Origin of the sequence: Methylobacterium sp. B1, assembly GCF_000333255.1 — a bacterium.
Lineage (GTDB): Bacteria > Pseudomonadota > Alphaproteobacteria > Rhizobiales > Beijerinckiaceae > Methylobacterium > Methylobacterium fujisawaense.
The window spans coordinates 1-12463 of the sequence record NZ_BACT01000381.1 but is presented as its reverse complement, the minus strand read 5'-3'; the positions used below and the strand labels follow the sequence as shown (position 1 = coordinate 12463).

The window sequence follows — 12463 nt, the reverse complement described above, 5'->3', positions numbered from 1 at the left end:
CTCCGGGGCCGCGCGATCCCCGTCCGGTGCCTGACGCTGCTGCGGCGGTGCCGGCGGCCGCTCCGGCTTCGGCTGAGGAGCAGGACCCTGGTCCCGATCCGGCGTCTGTTGCCGCTCCGGGCCGGGCCGCCCGGGCGCTGCGCGGTCCTGAGGCCCGCGATCCGGACGATCCGGCTGCTGCTCCCGGCGCTCCTGCTGGCGCTGATCCGGCTGGCGCTGCTCCTGCTGCCGCTCTTGGCGCTCCTGCTGCCGTTCTTGGCGCTCCTGCTGCCGCTCTTGGCGCTCCTGCTGCCGATCCTGGCGCTCCTGCTGCCGGTCCTGTGCCGGAGGGCGCGATGCCGGCGGCTCGGGACGGCGCTCCGGCCCACGCTCCCGCTGAGGCTGCTCAGCCTGCGGTGCACGCTGGGCCGGCGGTTCCGGCCGCTCGCGCGGCGGCGGTGCGGCGCGCTCCGGCCGGGGCTCCGGTCGGGGCTCGGGGCGTTCACGTCCAGCCGGCGGACCCGGCTGCGGGCCGGGCCGCTCCTGCGGCGGCCGCTCCGGGCGCGGTCCGCCATGTGGCGGCTCGCCGCCGCGGGGGCCGCGCTCCTCCGGTCCACCTTGTGCGAGGTGGAACCGGCCCGGCTCGGCTCCGGCGGGCTGCATGAGCGTGAGGGCCGGCAGCACCGTGCCGGTGAGGAGGATCAGGCGGAGCAGACGCATCGCGGTCCCATGTCGGTTCAGGCCGACCCGAACCCGGAACGCGGCATTTGGTTCCCCCACGCGCGGGCGGGGGAAGTCTCAGGGCGTGAGGCGCTTGGGGACAGCGACGACGTCCGGCGCGATGATGCGCACGGCAACGTGATCGGGTTTCGCCGCCGCCGGCTCGGCCTTTCCGGGTTCCTCCGGTGTCAGGCCAGCCTTCGTGTCGACCCCGGCGCGACCGGCCACATCGGCGGCGAGTTCGGCCGCGGTCCGGTCGGCCCGTCCCACCAGGGTGAGGCGCACCTTCGGCCGGGACAGCGCCTCGGCCTGCATCGGCGTGACGAAGATGTCGCCCTTGTGCCGGACCAGCATGCTCTCGGCCTTCACCAGGGACTGGGCCCAGCTCTTGCCCTCCGGCTTGCACGAGCAGTTCGGAACGAATTCCTTGCGAAACTTGAAGGCGTTGGCGAGGCTCGCATAGGCGCGGCTGCCTTTCACCGTGGCGGCGTGCTTCAGGGCATCGTCGCCATACGGCATCGAATAGGCCTGCGCCTCGGTCCCCGGGCACAGGGCCTGGCACATCTCGTCGGCACCGCCGCGTCCCTCGGGCAGGTTCTTCAGGGGGAAGAAACCGCCGTCGCAGGTGCGCACGCAGACCGTCTGCGGGCCGCCCCGGGCATAGGCCTCGCCGGAGCCGGCATAGGTCTCGCGCGGCGGGCAGGTGGAGGCCACGAGCCCCTGGAGCTCACGCTTCCGGGCGCCGCTGTCGTCGATCACGGCGCCGCCATAGGTGGCCTTGAGGGCGCGGATCCGCTGCTCCACCGCCCCGCATTGCGGCGGTCGCGTGTCGAAGAACAGGAACTTGCCGCCCTCGCAGTTGAGGCCGCGGAAATAGGCCTCGAGCCGCCCGATCTCGTCGTTCAGGGCGCGCGTCGTGCTGGCGCCGGTCTGGAGCGAGGCCAGCTCCGCCCGGTACCGCCGGCACTGGGGCGACGGCAGTTGCGGCGCCGGCCGTGCCTCGGTCGGCGGCGGGCTGGGAGCCGCGTCCTGCGCGCGCGCGGCGGTGGCGAGGGGATAGGACAGTCCGAGGGCTATGGCCGCGCTCAGGACGAGGCGGCCGAACGTACGGACGATCGGGCGGTGAGGCATAGGCTGCATCGCGTTGATCGGGTGCGCGGCGATCCGGAGAATCCAGGCCCGCGCGCATCCGCGCTTCGGAACCGAAGCGGAGCCATTCTACGCCCCCTCGCAAGACCGCGACACCCCTCCTACATCCGGCCGGCAAGCGAGAGGGGGAATTGGCCAGTGATGTTGTTTCGGAGTCTCACCTATGTCGGGCTGTTGGCCGTGGGCTTGGCCGCAGCCGGTCCGGCCTCGGCGCAGGAGCCGGATCGCATTTTCGACAAGTCGACGGTCTGGCGGCCGCTGACCCCCAACGACAAGCTCGTGGTCTACGGCGTGGACGATCCGGCGGTCTCGGGGGTCGCCTGCTGGTACACCCAGCCCGAGAAGGGCGGGATCAAGGGCACGCTGGGCCTCGCCGAGGACGTCTCGGACATCTCGCTGGCCTGCCGCCAGACCGGGCCGATCGCCTTCAAGGGCAAGCTCAGCCAGGGTGAAGTCGTGTTCAGCGAGCGTCGGTCGCTGATCTTCAAGTCGATGCAGATCGTCCGCGGCTGCGACGCGAAGCGCAATACGCTGATCTACATGGTCTATTCGGACAAGGTCATCCAGGGCTCGCCCAAGAACTCGACCTCGGCCGTGCCGCTGGCGCCCTGGGGCACCGAACCGGCGCAGAAATGCGCCGACTTCATGAAGTGAGCGGAGCGCCCTGCCGACTGGGCCGGCCCTGGTCGGCTCAGTCCTGGCCGGCTCAGTCCTGGCAGGTGATCCGGATCGGCCGCTCGGACGGCGTCGGGACCGGCTGGCTGATCGCGCCGGTATATTCGTCGGCGGCGGCCACGCCGTAGGAATTGGCGGCCGCGTAGCCCTGCGCCTCGCACCACGCGTTGGCGACGACTTGGCCGCAGGCGCTGCCCGGCGTGGTCAGGCACTCGCCGACGCCGTAGCCGTCGCTGGATGGGATCAGGAAGGTCTTCTCGACACGCGCGGGCGCCTTCGCAGGCGTCTCGCCGTCGGTGCCGGCCAGCGCGACATGCGTCAGGCCTGCGCAGGCAAGAACGGTGACGAGGGCGAGGGAACCGGCGGCCGAGCGTCGCATGAATTGTCCTTGGGCACAGGATCTGTGGCGTGAGGATCGTGCCGCGGACGGTCCGACGGCGCGGTTAAGGAAGCCTTACGTGCAGGGCGCGCAGGCCATCTCGAATTCCTCACGCTTTTGGGTTAGCCCCATCGCGCGGGCCGCGCCGTCGCCGCGATGCAACAGGGTGCCGTGGCGGGCCTTCCGGATCCGCCACGTTTCGGCCGTTCTTCGCCGCGCGGGGCCCGCAGGTCGTTGACGGCAGGGCCGGTTTTCCGGCGCCGGCGCGGCGCCGGGATCAGGCCGCGGCGCCGGAATGGGGATGGGTTTCATGGCGCCGATGTTGCGGCTCTACAACACGCTGACCGGCGCCAAGGAAGCCTTTGCGCCGATCGATCCGCAGCATGTCCGCCTCTACGCCTGCGGCCCGACCGTCTACGACGCCGCCCATATCGGCAATGCCCGGCCGATCATCGTCTTCGACCTGTTGTTCCGGCTGCTGCGCCACCTCTACGGGCCGGGGCACGTCACCTACGCGCGCAACGTCACCGACGTGGACGACAAGATCAACGCCCGGGCGGCCGAGCGCGGCATCAGCATCCGCGAACTCACCGACGGGACGCTGGCGCAGTTCCACCGCGACGTGCGCGATCTCGGCGTGCTCATGCCGGAGGACGTCAACGTGCCGGGCGAGCGGCCCCGCTTCGTCGAGCCCCGCGCCACCGATCACATCGCCGAGATGGTGACGATGATCGAGGCGCTGGTCCGGGCCGGCCACGCCTACGTGGCCGAGGACCACGTGCTGTTCGACGTCCCGTCGATGCCGGATTACGGCGGCCTGTCGAAGCGGCCCCTCGACGAGATGGAGGCGGGCGCCCGGGTCGAGGTCGCCCCCTACAAGCGCTCGCCCCTCGATTTCGTCCTGTGGAAGCCCGCCAAGCCCGGCGAGCCGTCCTGGCCGTCGCCCGCGGGGATCGCGGCGGCGGGGCGGCCGGGCTGGCACATCGAGTGCTCGGCCATGTCGGCCAAGCATCTCGGCCGGACCTTCGACATCCACGCGGGCGGCATCGACCTGATCTTCCCCCACCACGAGAACGAGGTGGCGCAGTCGCGCTGCTGCTTCGGCACGCCGGTCATGGCCAACGTCTGGCTGCACAACGGCTTCCTCCAGGTGGAGGGGGAGAAGATGTCGAAGTCGCTCGGCAACTTCATCACCATCCGCGACGTGCTGAACGACTGGCCGGGCGAGGTCGTGCGCCTCACCATGCTCAAGACCCAGTACCGGCAGCCGATCGACTGGACCTTGCGCGGCCTGGAGGAATCGAGCCGCGTGCTCGACCGCTGGTACAATGCCGCCGGCGATGCGCCCGCCGCGTCCGACGTCCCCGCCGGGGTGGTCGAGGCCCTCTGCGACGACCTCAACACGCCGGCGGCGATCAACGAGCTGCACCGGCTCGCGAGCGGCGCGGAGACGCAGCCCGGCGCGTTGCGCGCCGGTGCGAACCTCCTCGGTTTCCTCGCCAGCACCCGCAGCGACCGCGAGCAGGCTCAGGTTGCGGCGTCCGGCGTGGACGTCGCGGCGGTCGAGGCGCTGATCGCCGAGCGCCGCGCCGCGCGGGCCGCGAAAGACTGGGCCGCCTCCGACCGGGCGCGCGATGCCCTCGCCGCGATGGGCGTCGCCGTGAAGGACAACAAGGACGGCACCACCACCTGGACGGTGGCGCGCTGATTGCTGAGCCGGCCGCCGACGACACGGATGTCACGGCGGCCGCGTCCTCGCGCCCGCTTGCGCGATGCGGCGTGCGCAGCATCTGTGGTCCGGGGGCTCGCGCCGGGGAAGAGCAGCACGTGACCATCTTCGCGACCATCGGGGCGCGCTGCGCCGCCGCCGCATCGGCCCTGGCATTCGGATTGGGGCTGTCGGGGCCGGCTTTCGCCATCGACGGCGGGGCGGCCGCGGGGCGGGATGCCCTGGCGCAGGCCACCGTCGCGATCGGCACGATCACCCAGCCCGAGGAGGCTCTGCGCCTGACCCGCTGTAGCGGTGTGCTCATCGCTCCGGATCTCGTGCTGACGGCGGCCCATTGCGTGAACGGCGATCCGCTCGGCGCGCTGGTGGTCTTCTTCCGCGGCAGCGAGCCGGCGCGGCCGGTCTACGGGGCGCGGGTCGCCGCCCGCTACAGTCCCGATCCGGGGGAGATGCTGCCGAACGAGGCGTCGGGTGTCAGTCTGTCCGATCTCTCTCTCGATCTCGCGGTGCTCCGCCTGACCGAGCCGGTGCGCGACCGGCGGCCCGTGCCGCTGGCGGCGGATCCCGGGCGGGTCCCGAAGAGCCTGCGGATCGCGGGCGCCGGCCTGTCCGGCCGCACCGTCGGACGCCTGCGCACCGCCACGCTGACGCCGATCGCGGCCAGCAATACCGGGCTCACCATCGCCCGGGCCAACGGCGCCCGGGTCTGCTTCGGTGATTCCGGTGGCCCGGTCGTCGCGCAGGATCGTCGCGGCACCTACATCTGGGGCGTGGCCAGTGCGGTGATCAGCCGGGCCGCGCCCTGCGGCGGCTACGTGGTGATCGCGCCGGCCGCACAGGTCTTCTCCGCGACCGGGATGCGCTGAGCGTAGCGTCCATCGCGAGCCGGAAGCTCCGGCCTGCGCCACGCCCGCCACGGTCGCGCGGGGCCCGATGTCCCTGCGCTGCGTCGGCGATGCCGTCGCGGAGGAGCCCCTTCGAAACGCGAAAACCCCGCGCGGCCTGGCCGCACGGGGTTTTTCGGAAGACGATGCGCCGGGCGGGTTAGACCGCCATGCGCTCCTCGCCGTCCATCGGCTCGCGCAGCACGTAGCCGCGGCCCCACACGGTCTCGATGTAGTTCTTGCCCTGGCTGGCATTGGCGAGCTTCTTGCGCAGCTTGCAGATGAACACGTCGATGATCTTGAGCTCGGGCTCGTCCATGCCGCCGTAGAGATGGTTGAGGAACATCTCCTTGGTGAGCGTCGTGCCCTTCCGCAGCGAGAGGAGTTCCAGCATTTGGTACTCCTTGCCGGTCAGATGCACCCGGGCGCCGCCGACCTCGACGGTCTTCTGATCGAGGTTCACGATCAGGTCGCCGGTGGTGATGACCGACTGGGCGTGGCCCTTCGAGCGGCGCACGATGGCGTGGATGCGCGCCACCAGCTCGTCCTTGTGGAACGGCTTGGTGAGGTAGTCGTCGGCGCCGAAGCCCAGACCCTTCACCTTGTCCTCGATGCCGGCCATGCCGGAGAGGATCAGGATCGGCGTCTTCACCTTCGCCACGCGCAGCGAGCGCAGCACCTCGTAACCCGACATGTCGGGCAGGTTCAGATCGAGGAGGATGATGTCGTAGTCGTAGAGCTTACCGAGATCGACACCTTCTTCCCCGAGGTCGGTGGTGTAGGTGTTGAAATTCTCGGACTTGAGCATCAGCTCGATGCTCTGCGCGGTCGCGCTGTCGTCCTCGATCAAAAGTACCCGCATCGTCGGTCCCCAGCCCCGCCGGCCGCATCAGCGCGCAGACACGTCCCTATCGTTCGCCCGCCACCGGCCTGTGGACGGGCGCTCCGTCGCTCTTGACGTGGAACGCTATGGATTAATCGTTAACAAAACCTGATTCCTGCCCGCAAGCGTCTCGTTCGAAGTTCCGCGAGCTTGACAGGAGAAACAGCGTTTCCCCGGTCTCGCCCCGACCCCGATTCCGATCCGCCCGCGTCCAGGCCGCTCGCCCCCTTCGGCGTAAGTACTTCCTCCGCAACGATCCGATCCCCGATGTTGTCCGTGGGACACACCGGTACGACTTCGTCGGGCGCGGCCGAAGCCGCGACCCGGATCGAGCCGCTACGAGCCCGTGACCCGCAGTGTTAAGGAGGCCGGTAAACGAAGCGTTGAGAGCCAGGCCGATGACACAGGATCCGGCAAGATCCGTAGCTTCCCTCGCATCGGCGCAGGCCGCCCTGGAGCGGATCGAGGTGCTGGAGACGTTCGGCCGGGTCGTGGCGATCCGCGGCCTGCTGGTCGAGGTCGCCGGGCCGGTGGCGGCGATGCGGCTCGGGGGACGGGTCGATGTCGAGGGCGCCAACGGCCACGGGCTGGTGCCCTGCGAAGTCATCGGCTTCCAGGGCGACCGGGCGCTCGCCATGCCGTTCGGCTCGCTCGAGGGCGTGCGGCGCGGCTGCCCCGCCTACGTCCGCGACGAATCGGCCGGCGCGATCCGGCCGTCCGACGCATGGCTCGGCCGGGTGATCGACGCCCTCGGGCGGCCGGTCGACGGGCTCGGCCCCCTGGCGCACGGGCCCGACGTCTATCCCCTGCGCGCGGACCCGCCGCCCGCCCACGCCCGCACGCGGGTGGGCGGGCGGCTGGATCTCGGCGTCCGGTGCATCAACACCTTCCTGACGATGTGCGCCGGCCAGCGGATGGGCATCTTCGCCGGATCGGGCGTCGGCAAGTCGGTGCTGCTGTCGATGCTGGCCCGCTACACCGCCGCCGACGTGGCGGTGATCGGCCTCGTGGGCGAGCGCGGCCGCGAGGTCCAGGAATTTCTTCAGGACGACCTCGGAGCCGCCGGCCTCGCCCGCTCGATCGTGGTGGTGGCGACCTCCGACGAGCCGGCGCTGATGCGCAGGAACGCGGCTTACATGACCCTATCGGTGGCCGAGTATTTTCGCGACCGGGGCGCCAAGGTCCTGTGCATGATCGACTCGATCACACGATTCGCCATGGCCCAGCGCGACATCGGCCTTGCCGCCGGCGAGCCGCCGACCGCCAAGGGCTATACGCCGACCGTCTTCTCGGAGCTGCCGCGCCTGCTCGAGCGGGCCGGTCCCGGCGTGGGGCAGGGGACGATCTCCGCCCTGTTCACCGTCCTGGTCGAGGGCGACGACCACAACGAGCCCGTGGCCGACGCGGTGCGCGGCATCCTCGACGGTCACATCGTCATGGAGCGCGCCATCGCGGAGCGCGGGCGCTACCCGGCGATCAACGTGTTGCGCTCGGTCTCGCGGACCATGCCGCGCTCGTGCGATCCGGCCTATCTGCCGGTGGTCCGGCGGGCGCGGCGGGTGCTGTCCACCTATGCCGATATGGAGGAGTTGATCCGCCTCGGCGCCTACCGGGCCGGCTCCTCCCAGGAGGTCGACGAGGCCGTGGCGCTCATGCCGTATCTTGAGGCTTTTCTGGGGCAGGGTAAGGAAGAAGCAACGTCCATCGGCGATGGTTACGCACGGCTCACCGAGATCATCGGCGGGGCCTAGGCACCATGCCTCGGGGCGGCGACGCTTCGGCGAACCACATGGTGCAGGTGGGGGATCCGGGCGAGGCTGCCGTGGGCAGGCTCGCACATGGGCACGGTCCGGGCGTGATCCCGGGCGCGGCCTCAAGCGTTGCGTGGAGTGAGCGTCCTAATGAAATCGCGTGACACGCTGATCCGCCTGCGCCGCTTCCAGGTCGATGAGAAGCGCCGGCGCGTGACCCAGATCGAGATGATGATGGCCGACTTCCAGCGCATGGCGGTGGAGCTCGATCGCGAGGTCGCCGTCGAGGAGGCCCGGGCCGGAATCACCGATGTCGGTCACTTCGCCTACCCGACCTATGCCCGCGCGGCGGCGACGCGCCGGGACAACATGATTCAGTCCGCCCAGGCTCTCGAGGGTCAGCTCGCCGAGGCGAAGGCCGAGCTGGGCGAGGCTTTCGAGGAACTGAAGAAGGTCGAGATCCTGAACGACCGCGAGCGGACCGCCGAGCGCGCGGCCGAATCGGCTCGGGACCAAGCCGCCATGGACGGGATCGGCCTGAACCGCGCCCGGGGCTGAGCCCGGCCGACGGACCGATCGGCAGGCTCCCGCGGCACGAAACCGTCACGATCACCTGACAAGGGGGATCGCGGCGGTGACATGCCGCTTGCAGCGCGTCGCGTGCCGGCGCATCAGGGGCTCTCCCCAGGGCGTCGGTGTTCATGAAGAAGATCAGCGAGTTTATCTGGCCCATGATTGGCCTCGCGGCCGTCGTGGTATCGGGCTACTTCCTCTATCAGGAATTGAAGACCACCTCGCTCTCGGCGATCTGGGCCGCGGTGCTCGCGATCCCGCCGCACCGGATCCTGCTGGCGGCCTTCTCGACCCTGGTCGCCTATGCGGCGCTCGCCTGGTACGACCGGATCGCGCTCCTGCATCTGGGCGTGCGCCACATCTCGTGGCTGTTCGTCTCGCTCTGCTCCTTCACGACCTACGCCCTCTCGCACAATATCGGCGCCTCGGTCTTCTCCGGCGCCCTGGTCCGCTATCGCGCCTACACGGCCAAGGGCCTGTCGGCGGCGCAGGTCGCCGTGCTGGTGGCGCTCTGCTCCTTCACGTTCTTCCTCGGGACGGTGCTGCTCGGCGGCTTCACGCTGGTTTACGATCCGCATCTGCTGGCCCGCCTGCAGGACAAGCTCCCGGCGATCCTGACCAATCCGAGTACGGCCGTCGCCGTCGGCATCGGGATGCTGGCTTTCGTCGCCCTCTACGTCGCCGGTTCGCTTCTGCGGCTGCCGCCGATCAGCCTGCGGAAATTCAAGCTCGAATACCCGCGCCCGGGGATCATGCTGCGCCAGCTCGCGGCGGCACCGCTGGAGCTTCTGGGGGCGGCCGGGATCATCTATTTTGCCCTGCCGGACGCGGTCAATCCGGGCTTCATCCCCGTCCTGGCGATCTTCCTGGCCTCCTTCTCGGTGGCGCTCGCCTCGCACGCGCCCGGTGGCCTCGGCGTCTTCGAGATCGTCTTCCTCACCGCCATGAACATCGCGGAGACCGACGAGGCGCGTAAGAACGCCGTCGTCGCCGCGCTGCTGGTGTTCCGCGTCTTCTATTTCTGGCTTCCGGCGCTGATCTCGGTGATCGTGGTGATCGCATTCGAACGCTCGCGTCTGGCCGCGGCGATCGGCACCCCAGCGAACGGACCGAAGGCGACCGTCGTGCCGGAACCGCCGGTCACCGCTCCTGGCCTCGACGCCCATGAGATGGAGCGGGAGCTCAAGCAGAAGGCGATCTGACCCGCCCTTGGGAATTCCTTCAGGGGGCGCCGTCGCGGCTCGCGTCCGGTCTGGGAAGGCAGCGCACGAAGCCCCTGTCGTGCGGGCCTCACCCTTCTGAGGCCGGTCTCCGCGCGGGGTGCAACGGGCTCCCGCGTTCGGCCTGAGGCGATGATCCGCCGGGCGTTATGGAGCCCGACGCCGACATCCAGGGGCCGCGATCCGTCCGGTCGCGAGGGAGCGTCTGCGCTCAGATCGAATTCACCGTCCGCAGACGCGCCCGCGGATGGATCTCGGCCTGGCTCATCACCGGTGTCTCCCGGCGGAAGCGCTCGATGATCGAGCGGACGAACGGCCGCGTCTGCGCCGAGGTCACGAGGACCGGCATCTCGCCCTGGCGCGCCGCCATCTCGAAGCGGTCGCGCACCGCATTGACGAACTCGCTGAGCTTCGAGGGCTGCATCGCGAGGTAGCGCTCGTCGCGCTCGCCCACGATCGATTCCATGAACGCCTGCTCCCAGGCCGGCGAGAGGGTGATGATCGGCAGCATCCCGTTCTGGTCCTGGTACTGCGCGCAGATCTGCCGGCCGAGCCTGGCGCGGACGTGCTCGACCACGTCCCGGGGGTTCTTCACCCCGCCCGCCACTTCGGCGATCGCCTCCACGATCGCGCCGAGATCGCGGATCGAGACCCGTTCGGCGAGCAGGAACTGCAGCACGCGCTGGATGCCGGTGGTCGAGATCTGCGAGGGGACGATCTCCTTAAGCAGGTCGGCGTGCTCCTTGGACAGCTCGCGCAGTAGCTTCGAGACCTCGACGTGGTTGAGGAGCTCGGAGACGTGGGCCTTGATGACCTCGGTGAGATGGGTCGACACCACGGTTGCGGCATCCACCACGGTGTAGCCCTTCAATTGGGCTTGGTCGCGCAGGGCCGCGTCGATCCAGGTGGCCGGCAGGCCGAAGGTCGGCTCCAGCATGTGTTGGCCCGGCAGCTGGACTTGGCCGCCCATCGGATCCATCGCCATGAACTGACCGGGGAAGATCCGGCCGGTGCCGGCCTCGATCTCCTTCACCCGCACCACGTAGGCGTTGGCGTCGAGCTGGACGTTGTCGAGGATGCGCACCGACGGCATCACGAAGCCCAGTTCCGCCGCGAGCTGGCGGCGCAGGGCCTTGATCTGGTCGGTGAGCCGGTCCTGACCTTCGCCGTTGACGAGCGCCAGGAGCGCGTAGCCCATCTCCAGCTTGAGGTCGTCGAGCTTCAGGAGGTCGGTGACCGTCTCCTCCTTGGGGGCGGCCGCGGCCGCCACCGCGGCCGCATCCATCGGTACGCCCTGGGCGTCGAGGGGCGGGGCCAGCTTGGCGGTCTTGTTGATGCGCCACGCGGCGTAGCCGGCGCCGCCGCCGAGCAGCACGAAGGGCAGCATCGGCATGCCGGGCAGGAGCGCGATCAGCAGCATCACGGCCGCCGACATGCCCAGCGCCTTGGGATAATGGGCGAGCTGCTTGCCGAGGGCCTTGTCGGCCGCGCCCCGCACACCGGCCTTGGAGACCAGCAGGCCCGCCGCCGTCGAGACGATCAGGGCCGGGACCTGACTCGCGAGACCGTCGCCGATGGTCAGCAGCGTGTAGCTCTTGGCGGCGTCGCCGAAGCTCATGCCCTGCTGCGCCACCCCGATGATGATGCCGCCGACGACATTGATGAAGGTGATCAGCAGGGCCGCCACGGCGTCGCCGCGGACGAATTTCGAGGCACCGTCCATGGCGCCGAAGAACGACGATTCCTCTTCCAGCGCCGCCCGCCGGGCCTTCGCGGCCTTCTCGTCGATGAGGCCGGCCGAGAGATCGGCGTCGATGGCCATCTGCTTTCCGGGCATCGCGTCGAGGGTGAAGCGGGCCGCGACCTCGGCGATGCGGCCCGAGCCCTTCGTGATCACCACGAAGTTCACGATGATCAGGATCGCGAACACGATGATCCCGATCACGAAGTTGCCGCCCATGACGAAATGGCCGAACGCCTCGATGACGTGACCCGCGGCGGCGGTGCCCTCGTGTCCGTGCCCGAGGATCAGGCGGGTCGAGGCGAGATTCAGGGCGAGCCGCAGCATCGTGGCGATGAGCAGCAACGTCGGGAAAACGGTAAATTCCAGCGGGTTGTCGATGGACAGGCCGGTCATCATGATCAGCACCGACATGATGATCGAGACCGCCAGGAGCAGGTCGAGCAGGACTGCCGGCAGCGGGAAGATGAGGACCGCCAGGATCCCCAGCACGCCTGTGGCGAACAGCAGGTCCGACCGCTTGGACAGCGCGTGGAGGTCGCCGCGCGTCGGCAATGTGAGCTGGCCGAGGACCGTCGTGACGCCCGCCTGTGCCGGCGCGCTCGCCGCTTCTGCCATCGATTCCATCCGTCGCCGTTCCCCTCGGACGGGCCGGGGAGCACTCGGCAAGATCTGCCGGGTGGATGGTTAGCGCGGCGTTAAGATGTTGGCGGGCAGTGCCGGGAACCCGGGGCTGCCCGTAGCGCTTGATGAGGACCCGTCCGAGCCCTTTGCGGGCTT

At 69.9% G+C, this 12463-nt stretch carries 10 protein-coding genes and 1 pseudogene; 6 read left to right on the top strand and 5 right to left on the bottom strand.

Features of this window, described 5'->3' with window-relative positions; translation table 11 throughout:
- Together I53_RS34540 and I53_RS11200 are read right to left on the bottom strand one after the other, a co-directional pair.
- Nucleotides 1-699: pseudogene (locus I53_RS34540) on the bottom strand (hypothetical protein); the annotation flags it as partial.
- 78 nt (nucleotides 700-777) lie between these two features.
- Nucleotides 778-1830, bottom strand: a complete 1053-nt coding sequence (locus tag I53_RS11200; protein ID WP_043350524.1) for a DUF2865 domain-containing protein — start codon at nucleotides 1828-1830, stop codon at nucleotides 778-780.
- A 159-nt stretch (nucleotides 1831-1989) separates the two neighbouring features.
- Between I53_RS11200 and I53_RS11195 the strand changes: the two genes are divergently transcribed.
- Entirely contained in the window at nucleotides 1990-2502 is a 513-nt protein-coding gene (locus tag I53_RS11195; protein ID WP_043350523.1) for a CreA family protein, read from the top strand.
- Between the two features lie 52 nt (nucleotides 2503-2554).
- Here the strand turns inward: I53_RS11195 and I53_RS11190 are convergent, their stop codons facing one another.
- Nucleotides 2555-2902 (bottom strand): hypothetical protein, encoded by a 348-nt coding sequence (locus tag I53_RS11190; RefSeq protein ID WP_043350520.1) that lies wholly within the window; start codon nucleotides 2900-2902, stop codon nucleotides 2555-2557.
- Nucleotides 2903-3212: 310 nt separating this feature from the next.
- Between I53_RS11190 and cysS the strand changes: the two genes are divergently transcribed.
- Together cysS and I53_RS11180 are read left to right on the top strand one after the other, a co-directional pair.
- Nucleotides 3213-4610 (top strand): cysteine--tRNA ligase, encoded by a 1398-nt coding sequence (gene cysS, locus I53_RS11185; protein WP_043350531.1) that lies wholly within the window; start codon nucleotides 3213-3215, stop codon nucleotides 4608-4610.
- 119 nt (nucleotides 4611-4729) lie between these two features.
- Nucleotides 4730-5497 carry a trypsin-like serine protease gene (locus tag I53_RS11180; RefSeq protein WP_051044778.1) on the top strand — a complete coding sequence of 256 codons (768 nt, stop codon included), beginning with the start codon at nucleotides 4730-4732 and terminating at the stop codon, nucleotides 5495-5497.
- Between the two features lie 178 nt (nucleotides 5498-5675).
- Here I53_RS11180 and ctrA read toward each other — a convergent pair whose 3' ends face one another.
- The gene (ctrA, locus tag I53_RS11175) at nucleotides 5676-6377 is read right to left on the bottom strand and encodes a response regulator transcription factor CtrA (protein ID WP_010683835.1); all 702 of its coding nucleotides are present in this window, start codon (nucleotides 6375-6377) and stop codon (nucleotides 5676-5678) included.
- Nucleotides 6378-6796: 419 nt separating this feature from the next.
- On the opposite strand from ctrA, the gene fliI reads away from it, so the two are divergent.
- From fliI to I53_RS11160, 3 genes are all read left to right on the top strand, one after another.
- The gene (fliI, locus tag I53_RS11170; protein ID WP_043350519.1) at nucleotides 6797-8149 is read left to right on the top strand and encodes a flagellar protein export ATPase FliI; all 1353 of its coding nucleotides are present in this window, start codon (nucleotides 6797-6799) and stop codon (nucleotides 8147-8149) included.
- A 150-nt stretch (nucleotides 8150-8299) separates the two neighbouring features.
- Nucleotides 8300-8707, top strand: a complete 408-nt coding sequence (gene fliJ, locus I53_RS11165; RefSeq protein ID WP_012322462.1) for a flagellar export protein FliJ — start codon at nucleotides 8300-8302, stop codon at nucleotides 8705-8707.
- 143 nt (nucleotides 8708-8850) lie between these two features.
- Entirely contained in the window at nucleotides 8851-9924 is a 1074-nt protein-coding gene (locus I53_RS11160; protein WP_043350518.1) for a lysylphosphatidylglycerol synthase domain-containing protein, read from the top strand.
- Nucleotides 9925-10153: 229 nt separating this feature from the next.
- On the opposite strand, the gene flhA is transcribed toward I53_RS11160, so the two are convergent.
- Nucleotides 10154-12301 (bottom strand): flagellar biosynthesis protein FlhA, encoded by a 2148-nt coding sequence (gene flhA, locus I53_RS11155; RefSeq protein ID WP_043350527.1) that lies wholly within the window; start codon nucleotides 12299-12301, stop codon nucleotides 10154-10156.
- Nucleotides 12302-12463: the final 162 nt, after the last annotated feature.